This window comes from Flavobacterium sp. GCM10022190 (genome assembly GCF_042656445.1).
Taxonomy (GTDB): Bacteria; Bacteroidota; Bacteroidia; order Flavobacteriales; family Flavobacteriaceae; genus Flavobacterium; species Flavobacterium nitratireducens.
The window spans coordinates 670,295-695,868 of sequence record NZ_JBHSOQ010000002.1 but is presented as its reverse complement, the minus strand read 5'-3'; the positions used below and the strand labels follow the sequence as shown (position 1 = coordinate 695,868).

The window sequence follows — 25,574 nt, the reverse complement described above, 5'->3', positions numbered from 1 at the left end:
AAAATGTATGAAATTTGCATCCACTACCGAAGATATATTTAATTATAATGTAATAAATGGAATTATTATCCAATGATATATAAATTGAAATAAGGTTTAATAAACATGAAAAAGAAATAAAAAAATTAAAGAAAGATAGTTCGAAAATATTAAAGAGATTTACTAAATTATGTAAATATCATAATGGTTTATTTACTAATTTTGAAATGTAATTTATCTATATCAAATGAATTTAATTGCCGAACAAATTGCTGAATTTTTAAAAGAACACGCCCCTTTTAATCAGCTTACTTCTGAAGAATTAGCTGAAATTGCTAGCAATATTCGTGTGGTCAGTTTAGAAAAAAAACAAGTTTTGTTTAAAACTAATGACCCTTTGCACGATAGCTTTTATGTGGTAGCTTCGGGTGTTATTACTATTTCTGTAATTGTTGATGCCGAAGAAAATATCATAGATAAATGCCACGAAGGAAGTATTTTTGGTTTGAGACCGTTTTTTGCTAAAAACAATTATAAAGTAACAACAAAAGCGAGAGAAGACAGTTTAGTATATGCTATTCCTATTTCTGTATTCAAACCGTTATTGGCAAATAATGCCGAAGTATTAAATTTTCTTTTGGAAAATTTCGCTAGTAATTTACCCGATGATCGTTCTACTAAAGGTAACATTGTTTCTGATGGTGGATTTTATGCTGAAAAACAATCTGAAGCACAATTTTTTCAAACTTTAGCATACAATACAACTCCCCTTTTGGCTACTTCTGACAATACCGCTCAAGAAGTGGCTCAAATGATGGCTGAATCATTAAAAAATAATGTGATTATTTTTGAAAAAAATGGTCCTATCGGCATTGTTACTCATGCTGATTTGGCTTCAAAAATTGCTACAGGAAGATACCCAGTCACAATTCCGGTAAGTAATATTATGTCGTCGCCAGTGATTACTGTTCTTGAAAATGTTTCTTTGGCAGAAGCTCAATTATTGATGCTAAAACACAATGTTACGCATTTGTGTGTAACTGTTGATGGCACCGATAAATCAACAATAAAAGGAGTTATTTCTGAACACGATTTAATTGCTGCCCAAGCAAGTAACCCAGGTGTATTAATCAAAGAAATTAAACGTTCGTTATCTTCAAATGAACTAAAAGAAATACGAAAACGTCTAACCAATTTGATTCAATCATCAATTCAAAAAAACATTCCATTAACACATATTACAAATATCGCTAGCGAAATTAATTTTGCAATTTTAAAACGTGCAGTCGAGTTGTCTATATTAGATTTAGGTTCTCCTCCTGCCCGTTATGCATGGATAAGTATTGGTAGTCAAGGAAGAAAAGAACAGCTTTTATTAACTGATCAAGATAGCTTTTTAGTATTTGAAGATGTACCTCAAAACAAATACATTGAAGTCAAAGATTACTTTTTAAAGTTAGGAAAAAAGACAACGACTACTTTAGAAAAAATCGGCTATGAACCCTGTATTCATGGGCACATGGGTAGCAATATGTTATGGTGTAAATCCTTGAGCGACTGGATTAAACAGTTTAACAATTGGATGAATGCTACAAAAGAAAACACAGAAACATTGAGTGGGATTTTCTTTGATTACGAACTAATAATTGGCGAACAAAAAATTGAAACAACAATCAATAATTTTGTTTTTGAAAATGCAACTAACAACGCACTCTTTTTTGACTTTCTTGGTAATGAAGCTTTACGAAAAAATTCAGCTCTGAGTTTCTTCAAAAAATTTATTGTTGAAGAAGAAGGAATTCATAAAGATAAATTTGATATTAAAACCAGAGCATTAATGCCACTGATTGATAGTGCTCGTCTTTTAATTTTAAATTATGATATAAAAGGAATTAACAATACCTATATGCGATTCAAGCAATTAGCTATTGCTGATCCTAAACATTCGGAAATATATTTGAACTGTGCAGAAGCCTATTTATTTTTAACACGAATTAGAACTTTAGAAGGCTTGAAAAATGAAAATTCAGGACAATATATTAATCTAGAAGAGTTGTCTAAAATTGATAGAGAAAAACTAAAAAATGCTCTTATTCCAATGAAAGAACTGGAAGAATTAATAAAAGATAAGTTCCAATTGACTCAATTCTCTTAATTTATGCTAGACTGGTTAAAAAATATAAATAAAGATTATCCCGAATTCTGGAAAGAATATTTGACAAAATTCTCCAAAAAATCCAAGCGCTATGTTGTATTATCAACAAAGACAACTGGTGATTCTATTGAGAAAGATGTAATTACTTTTATTAGTGCATTTGCAGTTGAAAATGATAGTATCATGATTAAGGATAGTTTTGAAACTATTTTATTGCAATATCGTTTTTTACACGACAACCATCTTTCAAACGAATACATTATTGAAAGTAGATTACTCAAATTATCTGAACCCGAAGCCTTAAAATCGTTTGTTGAATATTTGGGTAATGGAATACTTGTAGGACACGATATTCAATCGGATGTAGAGAGGATAAACGCCACTCTTGAACGCATGGATTTTGGTAGATTGCGTAACGAAGCTTTGGATATTGATATCATGCACAGAAAATTGCATGAAATAACAGAAGATAAAGAATTATCACTTGATGAACTTTCTGATTTTTATAAAATAAAGAAAATAGAAGGTGATTCGGCGACTGAAAACGCTTATAAAATAGCCTTACTTTTTTTAAAATTAAAAAACAAATTGGGGTTAAAATAAAAAAATAGCTGCTTCAAAAGAGCAGCTATTTTTTTTTAAATTATTTTATTTTCTTCCACTTTGAATTTCTTCAATAATTTCAGGATTTAATAGTGTGGTTGTATCTCCGTAGTCGGCAAAATTACCCTCAGCAATTTTTCTCAAAATGCGACGCATAATTTTTCCAGAACGTGTTTTTGGTAAACCAGAAACAAATTGAATTTTGTCTAATTTAGCAATTGGACCTACGTGATCCGTGATGTATTGATTAATTTCAATAAATAAATTCTCTTTTTTTCTAACTTCACCTGTTTCTTTTAAAATAACATAACCATATAAAGCATTTCCTTTAACATCATGCGGAAATCCTACCACAGCACTTTCGGCTACGGCTGGATGCTCATTTATTGCATCTTCGATTGGAGCCGTTCCTAAGTTATGTCCAGAAACAATAATAACATCATCTACTCTGCCCGTAATTCGGTAATAGCCTACTTCATCACGTAACGCGCCGTCTCCTGTAAAAAATTTACCAGGATATTTAGAAAAGTAAGTGTCTTTATAACGCTGGTGATCATTCCAAATCGTCCTAGCCATACCTGGCCAAGGGAATTTAATACACAAACTACCCACTACTTGGTTACCTTCGATTTCATTTCGCTTTTCATCCATCAAAACAGCTTGAATTCCTGGTAAAGGAAAAGTTGCATAGGTTGGTTTAGTTGGCGTAATAAATGCTAAAGGTGAAATCATTATTCCTCCGGTTTCAGTTTGCCACCAAGTATCAACTACTGGACATCTCTTCCCTCCTACGTGATCATTATACCAGTGCCAAGCTTCTTCATTAATTGGCTCACCAACAGAACCAATAACTTTCAAACTTTTTAAAGGAAATTTTTGAACATATTCTAATTTTTCTTTTGCCAATGCGCGAATAGCTGTTGGTGCCGTATAAAACTGAGTAACTTTATGTTTTTCAATTACTTGCCAAAAACGACTATAATCAGGATAAGAAGGCACACCTTCAAAAATAACTGTTGTTGCTCCATTTAATAACGGTCCGTATAAAATATAAGAATGACCGGTTATCCAACCAATATCGGCAGTACACCAGTGAATATCATTTTCTTCATACCCAAATACATTTTTAAAAGTATAGGCAGTAAAAACCATATAACCTGCATTAGTATGAACCATCCCCTTTGGATTTCCAGTAGACCCGGAAGTATACAGAATAAAAAGAGGATCTTCAGCATCCATAATTTCGGCAACACTATTATCAGAAGCTTCATCTAATAAAGGTTGCAACCAAATATCTCTTCCTTCTTTCATTTTAACAGCACTGTTTGTTCTTTTAACAACTAATACAGTACGTACTGATTCACATTTTTCAAGTGCTTCATCAACAATCTCTTTTAATTCGATTGTTTTATTACCGCGATAACCACCATCAGAAGTAATTACCATTTTACTTTCACTATCGTTAATTCTCGTAGCTAAAGCTTTAGAAGAAAATCCGGCAAAAACCACAGAATGTATTGCTCCAATTCGTGCACAAGCTAATATAGAAACTGCTAGTTCAGGAATCATCGGAAGATAGATACAAACTCGATCTCCTTTTTTGATTCCTTGTTCACGTAATACATTAGCCATTTTACACACTCTTTGGTGTAATTCATTATAAGTAATATGTTGTGCTTCTTCCTCTGGATTATTAGGTTCAAAAATAATTGCCGTTTTATCACCCCTTTTATTGAGATGTCTATCAATACAATTTTTTACAACATTTAATTTAGCACCTGCAAACCATTGAACGTCTGCTTCTACCATGTCAAATTCTACCACTTTATCCCAAGGCTGGTACCAAGTGAAATTTTCCTCAGCGATTTTTCCCCAAAATTTTCTAGGTTCACGAATTGACTTATTATAATGTTTGAAATATTGCTCTAGGTTATCGACTTTGTAGTAACTCATTCTCTATTTGTATTTTTTATAAATGTATTAAATCTATCGCTATTCATATAAAAAAATATAGTATTAATAGGTACTATTTAATTAATATAATGAAATAGTTGTACAACTAATTTGCAAAATAATCAAAAATATTATAAAATTAGATTAAACAGAAAAAAAATATTTGTTTTTAATTCAACTTAAATATATAATGAAACAAAAAAGGCGAAGTAAAATTTACTTCGCCTTTTGAATTAACAATAATTGTAATTATACAATTTTTTTCATTGCTGTCATAGATTCTCTCAACCAAGCTCCTACTTCTTCAACAGGGTGGTTTCTGATGATATCATTCACATCAATTAATTCTTTATTATCAACACCGTTGTTTCCGTTATTGAATGGACGTCCAATCAAATTAGATGGTGCATTTTTAACGTAATCAGCGATTAATGGTTTACAAGCGTGGTCAAATAAATAACATCCGTACTCAGCAGTGTCAGAAATTACACGGTTCATTTCGAATAATTTCTTTCTTGCAATAGTATTAGCAATAAGTGGCGTTTCGTGTAATGACTCATAATAAGCAGACTCTTCGATGATACCAGAATCAGTCATTGCTTCGAAAGCTAATTCAACACCAGCTTTAACCATTGCTACCATTAATACACCATTATCAAAATATTCTTGTTCAGAAATTTCATAATCACCTGCAGGCGTTTTTTCGAAATTAGTTTCTCCTGTAGCCGCTCTCCAAGTCAATAAGTTTTTATCATCATTAGCCCAGTCCTCCATCATTGTTTTAGAGAAGTGACCAGAAATAATATCATCCATATGCTTTTGGAATAATGGACGCATGATATCTTTTAATTCTTCAGAAACATTGAACGCAGCGATTTTAGCTGGATTAGACAATCTATCCATCATATTAGTGATACCTCCGTGTTTCAAAGCTTCAGTGATAGTTTCCCATCCGTATTGAATTAATTTTGAAGCATATCCTGGCTCAATTCCTTCAGCTACCATTTTGTCAAAACACAAGATAGAACCTGTTTGTAATAAACCACAAAGGATTGTTTGCTCTCCCATTAAATCTGACTTTACTTCAGCTACGAAAGAAGAACGTAAAACTCCTGCTCTGTGACCTCCTGTTGCTACCGCATAAGCTTTAGCTTGATCTAAACCTACTCCGTTTGGATCATTTTCAGGGTGAACAGCGATAAGTGTTGGTACACCAAATCCTCTTTTGTACTCTTCACGAACTTCAGAACCTGGACATTTAGGAGCACACATAATAACCGTTAAGTCTTTACGAATTTGCATTCCTTCTTCAACGATATTAAATCCATGAGAGTACGCTAATGTAGCACCTTGTTTCATTAATGGCATAATAGCAGTAACTACAGCTGTATGTTGCTTATCTGGAGTAAGATTACATACTAAATCAGCAGTTGGAATTAATTCTTCATAAGTTCCCACATTAAAACCATTATCTGCAGCGTTCATGAATGAAGCTCTTTTTTGAGCAATAGCTTCAGCACGTAAAGCATAAGAAATATCTAAACCTGAATCTCTCATGTTTAAACCTTGATTTAAACCTTGAGCACCACAACCAACGATAACTACTTTTTTACCTTTTAAAGCTTCGATTCCATTAGCAAATTCTGATTGATCCATGAATTCGCAAACGCCTAATTGTTCTAATTGTAATCTAAGTGGTAATGAATTGAAATAATTTGCCATTTTTTAATATTTAATTTATGATTTTAATTCTTCTAATAATAAACTTGTTACTTCCATTTTTTCTTTGGAAACTGAGATTCTTCCAGAGCGAACAAATTGCATGATTCCAAATGGTTTTAATTTAGCATACATTTCTTCGATTTCTGGACGTCTTCCGAATTTTGATATCACAAAAAAGTCTCTTGATACCGTCACAATTTCAGCATGACTTTCTTTAATGATGTTTTGAATTTGTCTTTCGTCAAATAATAAGTTTGAAGCTATTTTAAACAAAGCACTTTCTAAGAAAATAGTTTCTTCGTCAACATGATAAAAAGCTTTGATAACTTCGATTTGTTTTTCGATTTGACCTACAATATTACGTACCCATTTTTCAGTTGTATCTACAACGATTACAAATCTAGAAACGTTTTCGATTTCTGATTCTGATACATTTAAACTCAATATATTGATGTGACGCTTTAAGAATATAACTGATATTCTATTTAAAAGGCCAACGTTATTTTCTGTGTAAACAGAAATAGTAAATGTTTTATTTTCTTCCATAATATTAACTTAATCGGATGTCAGAAACCGAAGCTCCTGTTGGAATCATTGGGAATACATTGTTTTCTTTCTCAACCATAACTTCAAGGAAATACGAATCTTTAGAAGCTAACATTTCTGCAATTGCTTCATCTAATTCTTCTCTTTTAGTTACTTTTCGGGCTTTGATATAATATCCTTCTGCAATAGCACAGAAATTTGGATTAATCATTACCGTTGATGCATATCTGTAATCAAAAAACAATTCCTGCCATTGTCTAACCATTCCTAAAAACTCATTGTTTAATACCACAATTTTTACTGGTACCTTAGTTTGATGAATTGTTCCTAATTCTTGAATATTCATTTGGAAACCACCATCACCAATGATCGCTACTACTTCGCGGTCAGGTCTACCCATTTTAGCACCAATTGCAGCTGGCAATGCAAATCCCATTGTTCCTAATCCACCCGAAGTTACGTTGCTTTTCGTTTGATTGAATTTTGCATAACGACAAGTAAACATTTGGTGCTGACCTACATCAGAAACCATAATAGCATCTCCATTTGAATGTTTATTGATCATTTCAATAGTTTCACCCATAGAAATTCCTTTTCCATTGGTTGGAGCTAACTCTTCGTTGATTACCGCTTCTAATTCAATTTCGTATTTCTTTTTGAATTCATTATGCCATTCTTCATGGGAATTTTTCTCAATATGAGGTAATAATGCTGTCAAGGCCTCTTTTAAATCAGCTAAAACAGCAACATCAGTTTTAACATTTTTGTCAATTTCTGCTGAGTCAATTTCGAAATGTACAACCTTAGCTTGTTTGGCATAAGTGGCTAAATTTCCTGTCACACGGTCATCAAAACGCATTCCTAATGCAATTAAAACATCGCATTCGTTAGTCAAAATATTTGGACCGTAATTACCATGCATTCCAACCATTCCAACATTTAATTCATGATCTGTTGGTAAAGCCGAAAGTCCTAAAATAGTCCAAGCAGCAGGAATACCTGATTTTTCAATAAATGCTTTTAATTCTTCTTCAGCCTTACTTAAAATTACACCCTGACCAAAAACAATCATTGGTTTTTTTGCGTTATTAATCAAATTAGCTGCTTCCTTAACCTTGTCTAATTTTAAAACTGGTTTCGGGTGGTAACTTCTGATATCAGTGCATTTTTTATAACTAAAATCTAAAGTATCAAATTGAGCATTTTTAGTGATATCTACTAATACTGGACCTGGACGACCAGAACGAGCGATATAAAATGCCTTTGCCATAATCTCAGGGATTTCATCAGCCTCAGTAATTTGATAATTCCATTTCGTTACTGGAGTTGAAATTCCAATAATATCTGTTTCTTGAAATGCATCTGATCCTAATAAATGTTTTCCAACTTGCCCTGTAATACATACCATAGGAGTGGAATCGATTTGAGCATCTGCAATACCTGTAACTAAGTTTGTTGCTCCCGGTCCAGAAGTTGCGATAGCTACTCCTACTTTTCCTGTCGCTCTTGCAAAACCTTGTGCTGCATGAGCTGCACCTTGTTCGTGACGAACCAATACATGGTGCAATTGATCTTGAAATTTATATAATTCGTCATAAACTGGCATGATAGCTCCTCCTGGATAACCATAAACCAAATCTACTCCTTCAGCTAATAAGCATCTGATAACTGCTTCTGCTCCTGATATTTTCATTTTTTATTTTTTTTATTTTTTGATAATTTTAGCCAATAAAAATCATCTATTATTTATCTGTTACACAACCCTTTGAAGCGCTTGAAACAGTTTTTGCGTACTTATATAAAACTCCTTTTGAGGCTTTTAATGGTGGTTGTGTCCAATTTGCTTTTCTTTTAGCAAATTCTTCTTCTGAAATTTTTAAATCAATCGTGTTTTTTACAGCATCAATTGTAATTACATCCCCGTTTTCAACTAAAGCAATCGCTCCTCCATCATATGCCTCTGGTGTAACGTGACCAACCACGAAACCATGTGAACCTCCAGAGAATCTACCATCTGTAATTAGAGCAACACTATTTCCTAATCCAGCACCAATAATCGCTGAAGTTGGCTTTAGCATTTCTGGCATCCCTGGACCACCTTTTGGTCCACAATACCTGATGACGACGACATTACCTGGTTTTACCATTCCTTTTGCAATTCCAGGAATCACTTCAAATTCACTTTCAAAAACAACTGCAGTTCCTTCAAAAAATTCACCTTCTTTTCCACTAATTTTTGCCACACAACCTTCTGAAGCTAGATTTCCGTATAAAACTTGTATATTTCCTGTAGGTTTTAAAGCCTTGTGAATTTCATAAACTACTTCCTGACCATCTTGTAAATCCGGAATAGATTCTAAATTTTCGGCTAATGTTTTTCCTGTAACAGTTAAACAATCACCGTGAAGATATCCTTCTTTCAATAAATATTTCATAACAGCTGGAACCCCTCCTACTGCATGTAGGTCTTCCATCATGTATTTTCCACTTGGTTTTAAATCTGCAAGTACAGGTGTTCTATCATTGATTGCTTGGAAATCATCTAATGTAATTTCTACATCAACCGAATGAGCCATTGCAATTAAGTGCATTACAGCGTTGGTCGAACCTCCTAGAACAGCAACTATAGTAATTGCATTCTCAAAAGCCTTACGAGTCATAATATCTCTTGGCTTTATGTCTTTTTCTAATAAAATTCGAATAGCTTTACCAGCAGCTGCGCACTCTTGTCTTTTTTCCGGACTTAATGCTGGATTAGATGAACTATAAGGTAAGCTCATCCCTAAAGCTTCAATAGCCGAAGCCATAGTATTAGCAGTATACATTCCTCCACAAGCTCCAGCTCCTGGACAAGAATTTTGAATTACCCCCTTAAAATCTTCTGGAGTAATGGTATTGTTTAGTTTTTTACCTAAAGCTTCAAATGCCGAAACAATATTTAAAGATTCACCTTTCCATTTTCCAGAGTGTATTGTTCCTCCATAAACCATAATAGCTGGACGATTTACTCTTCCCATTGCCATTACTGCTCCAGGCATATTTTTATCACATCCAGGAATAGCAATCATACTGTCGTACCATTGTGCTCCCATTACTGTTTCTATCGAATCAGCAATAACATCACGAGAAACTAACGAAAAACGCATTCCATCAGTACCATTAGAAATACCATCACTTACACCAATAGTATTGAATATCAATCCCACTAAGTCGGCATCCCAAACACCTTGCTTAACTTCTTTAGCAAGATCATTCAAATGCATGTTGCAAGTGTTACCTTCGTAACCCATACTAACTATACCTACTTGGGCTTTTTTCAAATCCTCTTCGGTCAAACCAATTCCGTATAACATCGCTTGAGCTGCCGGCTGTGTTTGATCCTGTGTGATTGTTTTACTATAATTATTCAATTCCATTTAAACTTTTTAAATTTATTGATTTAAAACCAAAAAAAAACTCCCAAATTATGGGAGTTATTTAATATTTTTTTTCAATTATATTAATAGCTTCCCTTATGCATTTGTTGTTACAACAATGACATTAATGACAGAAACTAAAATAATTGAATTTTTCACTTTTCTTTTTTTGATGACACAAAAGTATAAAAACCTTTATATTAAAAAAATAAAAAATAAAATTTTAAGAATTTCTTATCAATAATATCAATTTTTTACCATTTTCTTTATTAAACTATTGTAGATTGGCCTAAATGCACATTATCATTATTAAAATACATAAGGTCATCTTTATTTAAAATAAAATTAGATACAAATTCTCCTACTTCATTGGTTCCGAATTTTGAATCTGGATTCAAATCGATAGTAACAACATTAAACTCTATCGCTTTCTCTACGCCTTCATAAACTTTTTTTGCTTCTTCTAACAACCCAAAATGTTCTAACAACATTGCTGCTGAAAGAATAGATCCAAACGGGTTTGCAATATTTCTGCCCTTTGCATGAGGATAAGAACCATGAATTGGTTCAAATAAAACATTGTTTTCTCCTAATGATGTTGAGGCTAAAACACCTATTGAACCTGTAATTACACTTGCTTCATCAGATAAAATATCACCAAATAAATTACTTGTCAATATAACATCAAATTGTTTTGGATTTGAAATAATTTGCTTTGCAGCATTGTCTGCAAAAAGAAAATCAAGAGATACTTCTGGATATTGTACACTAATTGCTTTAACAACTTTTCTCCATAATCTAGAAGTTTCTAAGACATTAGCCATATCTACCAAGGTTAATTTCTTTCTTCTCTTTTGCGCCGACTGAAATGCTAAATGAGTAATTCTCGTTATTTCATCTTCAGTATATTCACAAAGATCAGAAGCAATTGTACCTTCCTCATTTAGTTTTTTCTCACCAAAATAAATTCCAGCTGTTAGTTCTCTAAAAATCACAAAATCGACTCCTTCAACAATTTCTCGTTTAAGAGGAGAAACATCTAATAAACCTTTAAAAGGTTTTAAAGGTCTGATATTAGCAAATAATCCTAATTCTTTTCGAAGCTTCAACAAACCTTGCTCAGGACTATTTTTAGAATCACTTTCAGAATCGTATTTTGGATCACCAATAGCACCTAATAAAACAGCATCTGTATTTAAACATAAATTCAGCGTTTGCTCTGGTAATGCTGAACCTGTTTTATCTATAGCGACTGCACCAATAAGAGCATCCTCAAAAATAAAATCATGTTCATAAACTACTCCTACTGCATACAAAGCCTTTTTGGCCTGTAAAATTACTTCAGGACCAATTCCATCTCCAGACAATACAGCTATTTTTAAGTTCATAATCTTATCTTTTAATAATAAGCTGTAAAATTAACCATTTACTTAGGATGTTTGAGCTATTATCGTTTAATTAAATCTCCTTCAATTTTAGAAGCTGCAATAATTAAATGGATGTCGTCATCTAAAATTTCTTTCTTAACATCAGCGAATTTTAAAAACTCTACATAAACCACATCTAATTGCGTTTTAGTCAACTCATAGCCTACTTTTTTTGCACGATAAGCTAAAGCTGCTCTACCGCTTCTTGCAGTAAGTACAATTGAAGATTCATTAACACCTACATCAGCAGGATCAATGATTTCATAGGTTGCTCTGTTTTTAATTACTCCGTCTTGATGAATACCTGAACTATGAGCAAAAGCATTTGCTCCTACAATAGCTTTATTAGGTTGTACCATCATACCCATACTCTCAGAAACCAAACGGCTCATTTCGTTTAATTGCTTGGTAACAATATCAGTATATAAATTCAAATCTGGATGTTGCTTGAAAATCATTACCACTTCCTCAAGTGCTGTATTTCCTGCTCTTTCACCAATACCATTAATAGTACATTCAATTTGTCTCGCGCCATTTATAGCTCCAGCAATTGAGTTAGCTGTTGCCATTCCTAAATCGTTATGACAGTGACAAGAAATAGTAACATTTTCAATTCCTTTTACATTTTCTTTAAGGTATTTAATTTTCTCACCATATTCTGATGGCAAGCAATAACCTGTAGTATCAGGAATATTAAGTACCGTAGCCCCTGATTTAATAACCTCTTCACATACTTGTGCCAAAAAAGCATTATCAGTTCTACCCGCATCTTCAGCATAAAACTCTACATCCTCTACGTACGATTTTGCGTGTGCTACGGCAGCTTTCGCTCTAGCGATTATATCTTCTCTTGTAGTATTTAATTTGTGTATAATATGTGAATCAGAAGTTCCAATTCCTGTATGAATACGAGGTTTTTTAGCATGTTTTAATGCTTGAGCAGCAACATCGATATCATTTTTTACAGCTCTAGTAAGACCACAAACGGATGCATTTTTAACAATTTTACTGATTTCAGTAACAGATAAAAAATCACCAGGACTTGAAACAGGAAAACCCGCTTCAATAATATCAACCCCCATATTGTCTAAGCGTTCTGCTATAACAAGTTTTTGTTTGGTATCTAATTTACATCCTGGAACTTGTTCCCCGTCTCGCAAAGTGGTATCAAAAATTTGGACTTTCTCTCTATTCATTTTAATTTATTTAATGTAATTTCACATCTTGATAACAAAAATATATTCTTTACTTTGGATAGAAAATTCATTTTAATTGAATATACTGTTTATAAGTCTATTAAAGATAATTTAAACATTTGATAATCAATTACTTAAATCCTTATATTTTACAATGGCTAACCATCAAAAAGATTTTTTATTCGTTCTAATAAAGTCCTTATCTAAATCTGAAAAAAGACAATTTAAGATTTTTGCTAGTCGTTTAGAGACTAGTTCGAATACAAAATTTATTGAGTTATTTAATATCTTAGATAAATCAGATCATTATGATGAAAAATTAATACTCAAAAGTGGTAGTATAAAAAAAGTTCAATTATCGAACTTAAAATCCTATTTATACAAGCAGATTTTAGTGAGTATTCGTCTTAATATTCCCAGTCAAAATATTCGCTACCAATTAAGAGAACAAATAGATTTCGCAACCATTTTATACAACAAAGGTTTATATAAGCAAAGCTTGAAAATATTAGATAAAACTAAAACTCAAGCAATTGAAAACGATGAAAAACTAATGGCCTATGAGATAGTTGAATTTGAAAAATTAATTGAATCTCAATACATCACGCGAAGCATTCAAGGAAGAGCAGATGAATTGGTTGTACAAGCCAAAGAAATTAATTATCAAAATACAATTTCCAGTAAATTATCAAATTTATCACTCCAATTATATGGAATCATGCTTAAGACAGGTTATGTTAAAAGCGATGAAGAATACAAATACATTGATGATTATTTCAATAAGCATATATCAAAATTAGACGAGAGCAAATTTGGATTTCGAGAAAAATATTGGTTTTATAATGCTAATCTTTGGAGAAGTTTTTTAGTTCAAGATTTTTTAGCTAGCTACAAATTTGCTTCTAAATGGGTTACTCTTTTTTACGATAACCCAAATATGATTTTTCTAAATCCCGTGTTTTTCTTAAAAGGAAATCATTATTTATTAGAATCTTTATATATGCTGAAATACCAGACTAAATTTAAAGATTCCTTAGCGAAATTAGAGCAAACTATTAACGATTCTCGTTTTCCAACTAACGATAACATTGCCTCTTTGTCTTTTTTATATGTTTACAACAACAAATTGAACTACCATATTATGGAAGGTTCATTTGCTGAAAGTGAGTATTTAATCCCAGAAGTACTCAATAAATTAAAAATTCATAATGAACATCTAGACGAACATCATGAAATGTTGTTCTTCTACAAGTTTGCTAGTATCTATTTTGGGATTGAAAAATACAACGAATCGATTTTTTACCTAGAAAAAATAATAAACAATAAGAATTTAAGCATGCGCGAAGATTTAATGTGTTTTGCTCGTATTTTATGCTTAATTGCTCATTATGAATTAGGAAAAGATTATTATTTAGAAACACAATTAAAAAATACTTATAAGTTTTTGATTAAAATGAATGATTTACATGAAGTCCAAAAAGAAATCATTCGTTTCTTAAAAAATTTGAATTCTATTTATCCAAATGACATCAAAAAAGAATTCATCAAGATGAAAGAACGCTTTATCGAATTAGAAAATAACACTTATGAAAAAAGAGCTTTTTTATACCTTGACATTATTTCATGGTTAGAAAGCAAAATCGAGAATCGCAAAATAAGTGATATTATTAGAGAAAAAGCCAGACTTAATAATAGATAAAAAAAGAGGAAGTAGTTCCTCTTTTTTTTATAGTAATTCCTTTCTCGCTCTCATAATATCTTCAAAAGTACAACACTTAACATACTCTTCTACTCCATCAATTAAAATTGGAAGATAAATGAATTCTACTTCCGATAAATCTTCTTTTAGATAAAAAGCGATATCATCTAGTTTAAAAAACCACTCCTTATCATATTGAACCTTATTAATTGTAGCATCTTTTATTAATGCTTTTTCACTTAACAGTCTTTTAAAACCCATTATCTAATCCTATTTATAAACGAAATAAGAACAAAGATACTTATTAATTAAGAATAGAAAATTACACTATTGATATTGATTTAATCATTCCTTAAATTTATTCATAACTATATATAAATAATAGTAATTATAACAAAAATTTAGCGATTTAAATTATTGCTATTTTATAAATTTAAATACTTTTGCAGACTTAACTAATTTAACTAATTAATAATGAAAAAATTATTTTTATTTCTTTCTGCCTCTGCTGTACTAGTTTCTTGTAGTAAAGTTGGTAAAGATGAGTACATTATCACAGGTACTGCTAATGGAATCGAAAACGGAAAAACAATCATTCTTCAAACACAAGACCCAAGTGGAATGGGTGGTTTAATAAACCTTGATACTGTAAAAGTTGAAAACGGAAAATTTGAAATCAAAGGAAAAGTAACAGAGCCTTCTTTTCACGTACTTCAATTAGAAGCTGCTAATCAACCAATCCCTTTTATCCTTGAATCAGGAGAAATCAATATCGAAATCAACAAAGATAGTATTCAAAACACTAAGATTTCTGGTACTTATAACAATGATGAGTATGTGAAATTTAACGAAGAAATGAAAGTGGTTCAAAAGAAATTAATGGATTTCCAAAAAGTGAACACACCTAAAATGAATCAAGCACAACAAACTAAAGATACTGCTACAATCAATAGTTTAATGGCTGAATACCAAAAATTACAACAAGAAGTAGGTGATAAATCAAAAGAAAAATACATTTCTTACTCTGAAACTCACCCAAAATCACTTATCAGTGCTTTAATTGTTCAAAGTATGCTTGGAGATCCAACTGTTGATATTAAAAAAGTTGAAAAAATCTACAACAGTTTTGAAGATGATTTAAAAAACACAAAACCTGGAAAGTTAATCAAAGAAAGATTGACAACTGCTAAAACAGGAATCCCTGGTGCACCAGCAGCTCCAGCAGCGCCAAGCGCTAAATGAAGAACAGATTTTTCTGCACCTAATCCTGAAGGAAAAGTAATTTCTTTAAAAGAAAGTCTAGGAAAAGTTACAATTGTAGACTTTTGGGCTTCTTGGTGTGGACCTTGCAGAAAAGAAAATCCAAATGTAGTAGCTATCTATAAAGAGTTTCATTCAAAAGGACTTAATATAATAGGCGTTTCATTGGATCAAGATAAAAATAAATGGAAAGAGGCAATTGCAAAAGATAATTTGACTTGGACACACGTATCTAATTTAAAAGGATGGGAAGATCCAATTGCTGCCCAATATAAAGTTGATGCAATACCAGCTACTTTTATTTTAGATGCCTCTGGAAAAGTTATCGCTCGAGACTTAAGAGGTGAAGAATTAAAAGCAAAAATCAAAGAACTTTTAGCTAAATAAGCTCTTTTTAAAGAAAAGAAATAAAAAATCTCCCTAGCGGAGATTTTTTATTTTACTAAAGACCAGCACTTTAAAAAAAGATTAAAAAAAGTTTAAAATTAAGCGCTGAAAATGTTTGCAAACGTCAAAAGTGTTCCTATATTTGCAACCGCTTACAACAAGTAAGACAATGGTCGGGGAAGATACTCAAGCGGCCAACGAGGACGGACTGTAAATCCGTTGGGAAACCTTCGCAGGTTCGAATCCTGCTCTTCCCACCAAAAACGCTTCAAGCAATTGAAGCGTTTTTTTATTAATAAATTCAGTTCTTTAAAAAATAGTTTGCACACGTCAAAAGTGTTTCTATCTTTGCAACCGCTTACAAAAAATAAGTGTTTAACCACAAGGTATCGGGAAGATACTCAAGCGGCCAACGAGGACGGACTGTAAATCCGTTGGGAAACCTTCGCAGGTTCGAATCCTGCTCTTCCCACTAAAACGTTTCAAGCAATTGAAGCGTTTTTTTTTGCTCTAAACTTTCGTCAATTTTAGTTTTTATAATTCTAATTAAAATAATTATTAAATACATTTGTAAATCAAAGATAAAATCAGTTTCAAATCTGTTAAAAATAATTACTCCATGCAAAACATCCCTAGTGTTGATTTGAGCGATTTCCTTTCAAACGATCCTATCCGAAAAGAAAAATTCGTTAATGAAATTGGAAGCGCTTTTGAAGATATTGGCTTCGTTGCCTTAAAAGGACATTTTTTAGATCAAAATTTAGTTCAAGAATTATATAGCGAAATCAGGGCTTTCTTCAATTTACCAGTAGAAACTAAAAGAAATTATGAAATTCCAGGCATCGGAGGACAAAGAGGTTATGTTTCATTTGGAAAAGAGCACGCTAAAGGACGTAAAGAAGGCGATTTAAAGGAGTTTTGGCATTTTGGGCAATATGTAGAACCAAACTCAAAATACGCTTCAGAATATCCTCAAAATGTAATTGTAAATGAATTACCTCGTTTTAACTCCGTAGGAAAAGAAGCGTATCAAATGTTAGAGAAAACAGGAATCTATGTTCTAAGAGCTTTAGCTTTACATTTAGGTTTGTACGAATTCTATTTCGACGACTATGTCAAAGAAGGTAATTCTATTTTAAGGCCTATTCACTACCCACCTATTACTTCAGAACCTGAAAATGCGATTCGCGCTGCAGCACATGGTGATATTAACCTAATTACTCTTTTAATGGGAGCACAAGGTCGAGGACTACAGGTTCAAAATCACAATGGAGAATGGATTGATGCCATTGCCGATGAGGATCAATTAGTCATCAACGTAGGCGATATGCTTTCCAGACACACTAATAATAAATTAAAATCGACTATACATCAAGTAGTGAATCCTCCAAGGGAATTATGGGGAACTTCTAGATATTCTATTCCGTTTTTTATGCATCCTGTAAGTGATATGCCTTTGAATTGTTTAGAGAAATGTATCGATAATGAAAATCCAAAACAATTTGAAGACATTACCGCTGGAGATTTTCTTTACGAAAGATTAGTGGATTTAGGATTAATAAAAAAGTAATTCTAAGAACACAGATGAAGCTGATTTTACGGATTAACACAGATTAATTATTTTAAAATAATTAAATATGAGTAGTATTTTGCATCAAGATTTAACTAAATCCATTTTAAAGCATTTTTATGATGTATATAACGAGTTAGGATATGGTTTTTTAGAGAAAGTATATCAAAACGCTTTATATTACGAACTAAAGAACAATGGTTTTAAAGTTGAAGCTCAAAAGAAAATTAAGGTTTTCTATAAACAAATTGAAGTAGGCGAATATTTTGCTGACATAGTTGTAAACGATTTAATAATATTAGAGTTAAAAGCACAAGAATCATTGGTTGAAGCAAATGAATTTCAATTAATCAATTATCTAAAATCAACAAATTGCGAGGTTGGACTACTTTTGAATTTTGGAAAAAAACCAGAGTTTATTAGAAAAATATATCAAAATAATAGAAAATAAAATATCAGCGGATATCAGTTTAATCAGTGTTATCTGTGTTCAATAAGAAATAATTATGGACTTACAAGAACAATTAAAAAACTTATTCCCAGACCACGTTCCAAGCAACGAACCAGAGGAAGTAAAAGAAACAATTCACGAATTATTTGTTCAGAAAGAACCTATGATTTGTAAATTTGAAAAGCGAAAAGGAAAACCTACAACAATTATTGAAGGCTACGAAGGAGATGATGAAGATTTTAAAATATTGGCTAAAGAAATTAAAACCAAACTGAGTGTTGGAGGAAGTTTTAAAGACGGAGCTATTATCATTCAAGGAGATTATCGTGATAAAATCATGAAAATTTTACAAGAAAAAGGTTTTAAAACCAAACGTGTAGGAGGATAAATCAGTTTTCAGAAGACATAAGGCAGAAAGCAGAAGGAAGCCTTCAATTCTCAACAAAACTTGTAAACTTTGCGAAAAACTTTGTGTTCTTTGCGGTTAAATAAAAAAAAATGATACAAGAATCAGAACTGATTTTAAATCCAGATGGCAGCATTTACCATCTTAATCTAAAGCCCGAAAATATTGCTAAAGACATCATATTTGTTGGTGATCAAGACCGAGTTGAAAAAATAACTGCCTTATTTGATTCGGTTGAATTTAGTACTCAAAAAAGAGAGTTTAAAACCCAAACTGGTATTTATAAAGGAAAAAGAATCACCGTTATTTCTACGGGTATTGGACCGGATAATATTGATATTGTCTTAAACGAACTGGATGCCTTAGTCAATATTGATTTTGAAACCCGAAAAATAAAAGACCAATTAACCTCTTTAACTATTATTCGAATTGGAACTTCAGGGTCATTACAACCTAATATTCCTGTTGATAGCGTTTTAATGAGTGAATATGCAATTGGTTTAGACAATATGCTTCGCTCCTACTGTATCGATTCGGTTTCTATTCCTGAAATAGAAATGGCTTTTATTAAACAAACCAATTGGGATGTACAAAAAGGAAAACCTTATGTTATTCGTTCTAGTGAAATTTTAAAAAATCAATTTGATTCTTCAGAAATACATAAAGGATTTACAGCAACAGCTGGTGGTTTTTACGGTCCCCAAGGACGGATTCTGAGATTAGACATTCAAGACTCGCATTTGAACCAAAAAATAGATCAATTTGAGTTTGATGGGATCAAAATTACCAATCTCGAAATGGAAACAGCAGCTATTTATGGATTGGCAGCGCTTTTAGGCCATCGGGCTATTTCTTTGAATGCGATTATTGCCAATCGTGCCAATGGTACTTTTAGCAACAAACCTTATGAAACTATTGATAATCTGATTCGTTATACATTAGAAAAGTTAGTTTAATAATTATCACAAAAAGAACAATGATTTAAACGAATTTAATTAGTTAAACTTCTCTAATCAGAGTTCCTAAAAAAAAGATATCATGAAACAAATAAAAATAGCTGGAGTTCCGGAACATTTTAATTTACCTTGGCATTTAGCCATTGAGAATAAAGAATTCGAAAGTATAAATATTGATTTACAATGGACAGATGTTCCAGAGGGAACTGGAAAAATGTGCCAAATGTTACGCAATGGAGATACCGATATTGCGGTAATTCTTTCAGAGGGAATTGTAAAAGATATCGTGGGAGGAAATCCATCTAAAATAGTTCAGGCTTATGTTGATTCCCCTTTGATTTGGGGAATTCATGTTGGCGCTCAATCAAAATTCAAAACACTTGCCGATTTAGAAAATACCAAAGCCGCTATTTCTCGATTAGGCTCGGGTTCGCAGCTAATGGCTTACGTAAATGCTAACAATCAGAATTGGAAAACTGATAATCTTCAATTCGAAATTGTAAATACTATTGATGGAGCGGTTATTGCTTTGACAGAGGGTACAGCCGATTATTTTATGTGGGAACGTTTTATGACAAAACCATTGGTTGACAAGGGAATTTTTAGAAGAATTGCCGACTGCCCTACTCCTTGGCCGTGTTTTGTAATTGCGGTTAGAAATGAGGTCTTAGAAAATAATCCTGAAATCATTAAACAAATTCTCAACATTATCAATCAAAAAACAATTTCTTTCAAATCAACACCTGATATTGATGCTGTTTTAGCTGAAAAGTACCATCAAAAAAGGGAAGATATTCAAGAATGGCTTTCATTAACCGATTGGTCTCAACAGCAATTAAGTAAAGAAATGTTAAACAAAATTCAAAATCAGTTATTAGAACTTAAAATTATTGATAAAATAGGTACTTTTGATGAAATAGTTAAAACGCTTTAGTTTTACCTTTTTTGCTCCACATGATAAACTTTAGAAATCTTTCTTTTCAAGATATAAAACAAAAACTTCAGATCAAGAAGCCTTGGGATGATGTAATTATTTTTGTCTTAAATGTATTGATTACAATACCTGCCTTTATCATTGCACATCAAAATTTAATCGAGTTAAACTGGATTTTTAATCTGGATCGTATTTTATTGTTTCTATTCATTTTAATTAGTGTTCAGTTCATTCTTCGTTTACTTCGAACCATAATTATTGTTTGTATAGTGCTGTATTTAATTGTTTTAACTTACGGTACATTATCAGGGAATTATGGTTTTCAAAGTATCTATGAAGATTACGACTCAATGGTTTACACCATGTCTGACAATCCCTTTCCTCAGGATATTATTATTTCAAAGTTATTACCATTTCCTAATAAGTCACAAATTCTCAATGCAATTGAATATCAAAACCCTAAGGTTCGAAATTTTGCAATTATGGCGGTTAACAAACATTTTAAAGATGTAAAAGGCTTTTCAGATTACAGGGTTGCTATTCAATGTTTTGCTGTTTTCAAAGAAATTAATAATCGTTGGAATTATGTGAGCGACCCTAAAGATGGCGATTATATTGCCAGTGCCAGCGAATCTTTAAATTACTTATCTGGAGATTGTGACGATCATTCTATCTTAATGGCTGCATGTGTAAGAGCAATTGGTGGAACACCAAGATTAATCCATACTAAAGGTCATATCTATCCTGAAATTTTAATTGGAAGCATGAACGACCTAGAAACAGTCAATTTCTTAATTAAAAATAAGCTTTTTGCTAAAGAAAGCTATGGTAAACAATTGCATTATCATATTGATGAACGCAATCAAATTTGGCTTAATCTGGATTATACAGCGAAATATCCCGGCGGACCATTTATGTCTGAAGAAATTCTGGGTGCTTTAACTTTGAATTAATTTAGCTCTTTCTATTTAATTCACCTAGAATTTCGTAACAATGGATTCGAGCCGTATGTTCGTAAACGGCAGAAGCAACCATTAACTCATCAATTTGTGTAAATTCAATAAATTGATTCAAATCCTTTTCTATTTTTTCAGGACTACCAATAAATGTATATTGAGTCATTTGCTGTAAAGCGGCCTCTTCCAAAGGGTTTCTAAAATCATCTTCAGGTTTTACAGGCGCTTTCAATTGCTCTCTTTTTCCTGTAATAATACCCCAAAACAATCTTTTAAATGAAGTAGCTAACCTTTGAGCTTCATAATCAGTATCGGCAGCAATTACGTTAACACAAGCAATTGTATAGGGCTCTTTTAAATATTCAGAAGGTTTGAAATTATTACTATAAATAGTCAAAGCTTTATACAATTGTGCAGGTGCAAAATGACTAGCAAAAGCATAAGGTAATCCCATTGAAGCTGCTAAGTAAGCACTATCTGTACTGGAACCCAGAATCCAAATAGGAATATCTAAACCTTCACCAGGAATGGCACGTACGCGACCATTTTTATTGCCTTCAGAGAGATACATTTGTAATTCCTGAACATTAGCAGGAAATTCCATTACCGCATGCTCATCTCTTTTTAAAGCCGCAGCCGTAAATTGATCGGTTCCTGGCGCTCTTCCTAATCCTAAATCGATTCGATTAGGAAACAACGTAGCTAATGTTCCAAATTGCTCTGCAACAACCAAAGGAGCATGATTAGGAAGCATAATCCCTCCTGAACCTACTCTTAAAGTAGATGTTCCTGCAGCAATATGCCCAATAAGAACAACCGTAGAACTACTGGCAACCCCTTGCATATTATGATGTTCAGCTAACCAGAATCGATTATAACCCCACTTCTCTGCATTTTGTGCTAAATCTAAACTGTTCTTGAAAGTATCCGCTGGATTCCCTCCATCTCTTACAATTGCTAAGTCAAGAACTGAAATTTTAATTTGTGAAAGTGTTTTTGTTGCCATGAAGTTTGCTACTAATTTGAAGCCACAAAAATACACTTTGTAAAAAAGGGATCAATACAATAAAATACTAATAGAAAGTTAAAAGTAAAGCATAAAAAAAAAACTCCTTAATTGCTTAAGGAGTTTCTTGGTGGGCGATGAGGGGTTCGAACCCCCGACCCCCTCGGTGTAAACGAGGTGCTCTGAACCAGCTGAGCTAATCGCCCTATTTTGTTTTGCTATCATTGCTGATTGCGAGTGCAAATATACAGCTAGATTTTATATTTGCAAGCAAAAAATCAAAATAAATCAATAAAATTTTTAGTGCTTTTTGTGGAGTATTCAAAAACAACGCATTAGCCATTTTTACAGGCTTCATTTTTTTTTTTGTAAACACTCTCGTATAGTAGTTCATTTGTGTTCTAATTTAAAAATACAGATGGGAAGATATAAAGAAAACGATTTACCCAAATCAAAAATAACTGCAAGCTCACTAAGTAAAGCAAAAATTATCTTTAAATACGCAGGCAACAATAGTTGGAAATTTTATGTTGGTTTGCTTTTTTTATTACTAACCAGTGTAACAGCCTTAGCTTTTCCTAAATTCATGGGTATGTTAGTTGATTGTGTCAATAAAAAAGACGCAGGATTAGCTAACCAAATTGCTTTAGGATTAGGATTAGTTTTAATTCTACAATCGGTTTTTTCATTTTTCAGATTGTCATTGTTTGTCAATTTTACCGAAAACACTTTGGCTAATGTGCGCTTAGCATTATACACCAACTTGGTAAAATTACCAATGACGTTTTTCTCTCAAAAACGTGTAGGAGAACTAAACAGCAGAATTAGTAATGACATTACACAAATTCAAGACACTTTAACTACCACCATAGCCGAATTTCTTCGTCAGTTTATCTTAATCATCGGAAGTTTTGTAATGTTGGCAAGCATCAATATCAAATTAACAATAATGATGGTTTCTATTGTTCCTCTGGTAGGAGTTGCTGCGGTACTTTTTGGGCGTTTTATTCGAAAATACTCCAAAAAAGTACAAGATCAGGTTGCTGAAAGTCAAGTTGTAGTCGAAGAAACGATGCAGGGAATTAGCATTGTAAAAGCTTTTGCTAATGAATGGTACGAAATTGCACGATACAAAAGTAAGATCAAAGAAGTAGTAAAAGTAGCTATTAAGGGTGGTCAATTAAGAGGTTATTTTGCTTCTTTTATCATCATCTGTTTGTTTGGAACCATCGTAGCGGTAGTTTGGTATGGTGTTCAGTTGAGTATTGCTGGTGAAATCACCGTTGGAGAATTATTTACTTTTATCTTATATTCTAGCTATGTAGGAGCCTCTTCAGGTGGAATTGCCGAACTGTACGCTCAGGTTCAAAAAGCAATTGGCGCTACCGAACGTGTTTTTGAATTATTAGATGAAACTCCAGAGAAAATCAATGCTGAAGCGCATATCCCTAACATTGAAAAAATTAAAGGAAATGTGACATTTGAAAACGTTGCTTTCAGCTATCCATCTCGAAAAGAAATTCAAGTATTGAAAGATGTAAACTTCACAGCTAACTATGGTCAAAAAATCGCCATTGTAGGACCTAGTGGTGTTGGAAAATCAACGATTGCTTCCTTGTTATTGCGTTTTTATGATATTGATAAAGGCTCAATAATGATTGATAGTAAAAATATTTATGATTACGATTTAGAAAATTTACGGGGCAACATGAGTATTGTTCCTCAAGATGTAATTTTATTTGGAGGAACCATCAAAGAAAACATTGCTTACGGAAAACCTAATGCTACCGATGAAGAAATCACTTTGGCAGCAAAACAAGCAAACGCTTTGAGTTTCATAGAAAGTTTTCCTGAAAAAATGGAAACCATTGTTGGAGAACGAGGAATTAAACTTTCAGGTGGTCAAAGGCAACGAATTGCAATTGCTCGTGCATTATTGAAAAACCCAAGTATCCTAATTTTAGACGAAGCTACATCGTCATTAGATAGTGAAAGCGAAAAGTTAGTTCAGGAAGCATTAGAGGTTTTAATGGAAGGAAGAACGAGTATTATTATCGCGCACCGACTTTCAACTATTCGTTCAGCTGACCAAATATTAGTTATTGATAATGGGGTAATTAGCGAACAAGGAACTCATCAAGAACTGATTACTTTAGAAAACGGTATCTATAAAAACCTTAGCAATTTGCAGTTTAGTAATTCCTAAAAAATGATTAATAGATTATTCTAAAAATCTAATTTTTGGAGAAAACTGAATAATCATATAAAATAAAAAAAAGAGTTTATAATTGGGGGATTATAAACTCTTTTTTTTTGATATTAAGTTGATAGATTTGGGGCAAAATATCGTACTTAATTAAAAACCAATTCCAACCTTACTTTATATTTTCACAAAAATGTTTGTGTAGTATTTTTTTCCTGTTGTGGCGTCTTCTCGTATTGCAATTCCAAAATGAGTAAAATCACCTTCTATATTTTCTTTGTGCGTAGGACTATTTAACCAAGCCGTTACTGCTGCTAAGGCACTTTTATAATTGTAAGCAATATTCTCTCCTACTGATTTTGCTCCTAATACTTTTTTAATATTATTTGCTCTTTCCACAAAACCGTCATGACTAGCCGCTTTCTTTTCAATCATGTAAAAATCATGCTCTTCAGATTTAGAAGAAATATGATTGATTTTTTCCAAAGCTTTCAATCCAACACTTACTCTATGCTTATTGATTAAATCTAATGTTTCTAATTCTAATTCAGAATAAGTATAATTTTCTACTAGCAACGATGTTGTTGAATCAGCAGTTTCTACTGTTGTGTCTGATGAACATGAATTCATTGTAAATAATACTGCAAAAAATATTATTAACGTGTGTAAATTTCTTTTCATAAGCTAGTAGTTTAAGTTTAAAGTAGATTGTGGGGCAAACTCTTTAAATGATTAGTTATTGTTCTTAT

General features: G+C 32.3%; 21 protein-coding genes, 3 tRNA genes and 1 pseudogene. 14 read left to right on the top strand and 11 right to left on the bottom strand.

The genetic code is table 11. From position 1 onward, the window contains the following. Positions 1–226: 226 nt before the first annotated feature. Both ACFPTQ_RS09850 and ACFPTQ_RS09845 read left to right on the top strand, forming a co-directional pair. Positions 227–2,134 (top strand): DUF294 nucleotidyltransferase-like domain-containing protein, encoded by a 1,908-nt coding sequence (locus tag ACFPTQ_RS09850; RefSeq protein ID WP_379776969.1) that lies wholly within the window; start codon positions 227–229, stop codon positions 2,132–2,134. Between the two features lie 3 nt (positions 2,135–2,137). Further along, positions 2,138–2,737 carry a 3'-5' exonuclease gene (locus tag ACFPTQ_RS09845; protein WP_379776966.1) on the top strand — a complete coding sequence of 200 codons (600 nt, stop codon included), beginning with the start codon at positions 2,138–2,140 and terminating at the stop codon, positions 2,735–2,737. 45 nt (positions 2,738–2,782) lie between these two features. Here ACFPTQ_RS09845 and acs read toward each other — a convergent pair whose 3' ends face one another. The 7 genes from acs to ACFPTQ_RS09810 all read right to left on the bottom strand — a co-directional run bounded on the left by acs (position 2,783) and on the right by ACFPTQ_RS09810 (position 12,997). Further along, the gene (gene acs / locus ACFPTQ_RS09840; RefSeq protein WP_379776965.1) at positions 2,783–4,690 is read right to left on the bottom strand and encodes an acetate--CoA ligase; all 1,908 of its coding nucleotides are present in this window, start codon (positions 4,688–4,690) and stop codon (positions 2,783–2,785) included. Positions 4,691–4,939: 249 nt separating this feature from the next. Then, complete coding sequence (ilvC, locus tag ACFPTQ_RS09835) at positions 4,940–6,412, bottom strand: ketol-acid reductoisomerase (protein WP_278035660.1); 1,473 nt, start codon at positions 6,410–6,412, stop codon at positions 4,940–4,942. 15 nt (positions 6,413–6,427) lie between these two features. Next, positions 6,428–6,958, bottom strand: coding sequence for an acetolactate synthase small subunit (gene ilvN / locus ACFPTQ_RS09830; protein WP_379776962.1), 531 nt, complete (start codon positions 6,956–6,958; stop codon positions 6,428–6,430). 4 nt (positions 6,959–6,962) lie between these two features. After that, a complete protein-coding gene (gene ilvB / locus ACFPTQ_RS09825; protein WP_379776959.1) occupies positions 6,963–8,651 on the bottom strand; it encodes a biosynthetic-type acetolactate synthase large subunit in 1,689 nt (562 codons plus the stop codon). Between the two features lie 49 nt (positions 8,652–8,700). After that, the gene (gene ilvD / locus ACFPTQ_RS09820) at positions 8,701–10,374 is read right to left on the bottom strand and encodes a dihydroxy-acid dehydratase (RefSeq protein WP_379776957.1); all 1,674 of its coding nucleotides are present in this window, start codon (positions 10,372–10,374) and stop codon (positions 8,701–8,703) included. A 269-nt stretch (positions 10,375–10,643) separates the two neighbouring features. Beyond that, positions 10,644–11,762, bottom strand: coding sequence for a 3-isopropylmalate dehydrogenase (leuB, locus tag ACFPTQ_RS09815; RefSeq protein ID WP_379776954.1), 1,119 nt, complete (start codon positions 11,760–11,762; stop codon positions 10,644–10,646). Positions 11,763–11,821: 59 nt separating this feature from the next. Further along, entirely contained in the window at positions 11,822–12,997 is a 1,176-nt protein-coding gene (locus tag ACFPTQ_RS09810; protein ID WP_379776951.1) for a 2-isopropylmalate synthase, read from the bottom strand. Between the two features lie 154 nt (positions 12,998–13,151). Between ACFPTQ_RS09810 and ACFPTQ_RS09805 the strand changes: the two genes are divergently transcribed. Next, positions 13,152–14,696, top strand: a complete 1,545-nt coding sequence (locus tag ACFPTQ_RS09805; RefSeq protein WP_379776948.1) for a hypothetical protein — start codon at positions 13,152–13,154, stop codon at positions 14,694–14,696. Positions 14,697–14,723: 27 nt separating this feature from the next. Here ACFPTQ_RS09805 and ACFPTQ_RS09800 read toward each other — a convergent pair whose 3' ends face one another. Further along, positions 14,724–14,957, bottom strand: a complete 234-nt coding sequence (locus ACFPTQ_RS09800; protein ID WP_278035667.1) for a hypothetical protein — start codon at positions 14,955–14,957, stop codon at positions 14,724–14,726. A 213-nt stretch (positions 14,958–15,170) separates the two neighbouring features. Between ACFPTQ_RS09800 and ACFPTQ_RS09795 the strand changes: the two genes are divergently transcribed. From ACFPTQ_RS09795 to ACFPTQ_RS09750, 10 genes and pseudogenes are all read left to right on the top strand, one after another. Further along, entirely contained in the window at positions 15,171–15,938 is a 768-nt protein-coding gene (locus ACFPTQ_RS09795; protein ID WP_379776946.1) for a DUF4369 domain-containing protein, read from the top strand. Between the two features lie 18 nt (positions 15,939–15,956). Further along, positions 15,957–16,343 (top strand): annotated as a pseudogene (locus ACFPTQ_RS09790) (TlpA family protein disulfide reductase); the annotation flags it as partial. A 176-nt stretch (positions 16,344–16,519) separates the two neighbouring features. Continuing rightward, positions 16,520–16,603 (top strand) — tRNA-Tyr (locus ACFPTQ_RS09785). Between the two features lie 131 nt (positions 16,604–16,734). After that, positions 16,735–16,815: transfer RNA gene (locus ACFPTQ_RS09780), tRNA-Tyr, on the top strand. A gap of 147 nt (positions 16,816–16,962) precedes the next feature. Then, positions 16,963–17,913, top strand: a complete 951-nt coding sequence (locus ACFPTQ_RS09775) for an isopenicillin N synthase family dioxygenase (RefSeq protein WP_379776943.1) — start codon at positions 16,963–16,965, stop codon at positions 17,911–17,913. A gap of 67 nt (positions 17,914–17,980) precedes the next feature. Beyond that, positions 17,981–18,364, top strand: coding sequence for a GxxExxY protein (locus tag ACFPTQ_RS09770; protein ID WP_379776941.1), 384 nt, complete (start codon positions 17,981–17,983; stop codon positions 18,362–18,364). A 55-nt stretch (positions 18,365–18,419) separates the two neighbouring features. Further along, a complete protein-coding gene (locus ACFPTQ_RS09765; protein WP_379776938.1) occupies positions 18,420–18,752 on the top strand; it encodes a translation initiation factor in 333 nt (110 codons plus the stop codon). A 110-nt stretch (positions 18,753–18,862) separates the two neighbouring features. Continuing rightward, positions 18,863–19,726: a nucleoside phosphorylase gene (locus tag ACFPTQ_RS09760; protein WP_379776935.1), complete on the top strand. Its 864-nt coding sequence runs from the start codon at positions 18,863–18,865 to the stop codon at positions 19,724–19,726. Positions 19,727–19,808: 82 nt separating this feature from the next. Continuing rightward, a complete protein-coding gene (locus ACFPTQ_RS09755; RefSeq protein WP_379776932.1) occupies positions 19,809–20,660 on the top strand; it encodes a substrate-binding domain-containing protein in 852 nt (283 codons plus the stop codon). Positions 20,661–20,680: 20 nt separating this feature from the next. Next, the gene (locus ACFPTQ_RS09750) at positions 20,681–21,613 is read left to right on the top strand and encodes a transglutaminase (protein ID WP_379776929.1); all 933 of its coding nucleotides are present in this window, start codon (positions 20,681–20,683) and stop codon (positions 21,611–21,613) included. 1 nt (position 21,614) lies between these two features. Here ACFPTQ_RS09750 and ACFPTQ_RS09745 read toward each other — a convergent pair whose 3' ends face one another. Together ACFPTQ_RS09745 and ACFPTQ_RS09740 are read right to left on the bottom strand one after the other, a co-directional pair. Next, positions 21,615–22,622, bottom strand: coding sequence for an LLM class flavin-dependent oxidoreductase (locus ACFPTQ_RS09745; protein WP_379776926.1), 1,008 nt, complete (start codon positions 22,620–22,622; stop codon positions 21,615–21,617). 128 nt (positions 22,623–22,750) lie between these two features. Beyond that, positions 22,751–22,828: transfer RNA gene (locus ACFPTQ_RS09740), tRNA-Val, on the bottom strand. A gap of 212 nt (positions 22,829–23,040) precedes the next feature. On the opposite strand from ACFPTQ_RS09740, the gene ACFPTQ_RS09735 reads away from it, so the two are divergent. Then, entirely contained in the window at positions 23,041–24,828 is a 1,788-nt protein-coding gene (locus tag ACFPTQ_RS09735; protein ID WP_379776924.1) for an ABC transporter ATP-binding protein, read from the top strand. Positions 24,829–25,002: 174 nt separating this feature from the next. Here ACFPTQ_RS09735 and ACFPTQ_RS09730 read toward each other — a convergent pair whose 3' ends face one another. Continuing rightward, positions 25,003–25,506 carry a CAP domain-containing protein gene (locus ACFPTQ_RS09730; protein ID WP_379776922.1) on the bottom strand — a complete coding sequence of 168 codons (504 nt, stop codon included), beginning with the start codon at positions 25,504–25,506 and terminating at the stop codon, positions 25,003–25,005. Positions 25,507–25,574 lie beyond the last annotated feature (68 nt).

Coding starts and splice junctions, on each gene's coding strand:
- ACFPTQ_RS09810 (WP_379776951.1), bottom strand. CDS start 12,997: ATGAATAGAGAGAAAGTCCAAATTTTTGATACCACTTTGCGAGACGGG.
- ACFPTQ_RS09765 (WP_379776938.1), top strand. CDS start 18,420: ATGGACTTACAAGAACAATTAAAAAACTTATTCCCAGACCACGTTCCA.
- ACFPTQ_RS09735 (WP_379776924.1), top strand. CDS start 23,041: ATGGGAAGATATAAAGAAAACGATTTACCCAAATCAAAAATAACTGCA.
- acs (WP_379776965.1), bottom strand. CDS start 4,690: ATGAGTTACTACAAAGTCGATAACCTAGAGCAATATTTCAAACATTAT.
- ACFPTQ_RS09755 (WP_379776932.1), top strand. CDS start 19,809: ATGAAACAAATAAAAATAGCTGGAGTTCCGGAACATTTTAATTTACCT.
- ilvC (WP_278035660.1), bottom strand. CDS start 6,412: ATGGCAAATTATTTCAATTCATTACCACTTAGATTACAATTAGAACAA.
- ACFPTQ_RS09775 (WP_379776943.1), top strand. CDS start 16,963: ATGCAAAACATCCCTAGTGTTGATTTGAGCGATTTCCTTTCAAACGAT.
- ilvD (WP_379776957.1), bottom strand. CDS start 10,374: ATGGAATTGAATAATTATAGTAAAACAATCACACAGGATCAAACACAG.
- ilvB (WP_379776959.1), bottom strand. CDS start 8,651: ATGAAAATATCAGGAGCAGAAGCAGTTATCAGATGCTTATTAGCTGAA.
- ACFPTQ_RS09770 (WP_379776941.1), top strand. CDS start 17,981: ATGAGTAGTATTTTGCATCAAGATTTAACTAAATCCATTTTAAAGCAT.
- ACFPTQ_RS09745 (WP_379776926.1), bottom strand. CDS start 22,622: ATGGCAACAAAAACACTTTCACAAATTAAAATTTCAGTTCTTGACTTA.
- ilvN (WP_379776962.1), bottom strand. CDS start 6,958: ATGGAAGAAAATAAAACATTTACTATTTCTGTTTACACAGAAAATAAC.
- ACFPTQ_RS09795 (WP_379776946.1), top strand. CDS start 15,171: ATGAAAAAATTATTTTTATTTCTTTCTGCCTCTGCTGTACTAGTTTCT.
- ACFPTQ_RS09750 (WP_379776929.1), top strand. CDS start 20,681: ATGATAAACTTTAGAAATCTTTCTTTTCAAGATATAAAACAAAAACTT.
- ACFPTQ_RS09845 (WP_379776966.1), top strand. CDS start 2,138: ATGCTAGACTGGTTAAAAAATATAAATAAAGATTATCCCGAATTCTGG.
- ACFPTQ_RS09760 (WP_379776935.1), top strand. CDS start 18,863: ATGATACAAGAATCAGAACTGATTTTAAATCCAGATGGCAGCATTTAC.
- ACFPTQ_RS09805 (WP_379776948.1), top strand. CDS start 13,152: ATGGCTAACCATCAAAAAGATTTTTTATTCGTTCTAATAAAGTCCTTA.
- leuB (WP_379776954.1), bottom strand. CDS start 11,762: ATGAACTTAAAAATAGCTGTATTGTCTGGAGATGGAATTGGTCCTGAA.
- ACFPTQ_RS09850 (WP_379776969.1), top strand. CDS start 227: ATGAATTTAATTGCCGAACAAATTGCTGAATTTTTAAAAGAACACGCC.
- ACFPTQ_RS09800 (WP_278035667.1), bottom strand. CDS start 14,957: ATGGGTTTTAAAAGACTGTTAAGTGAAAAAGCATTAATAAAAGATGCT.
- ACFPTQ_RS09730 (WP_379776922.1), bottom strand. CDS start 25,506: ATGAAAAGAAATTTACACACGTTAATAATATTTTTTGCAGTATTATTT.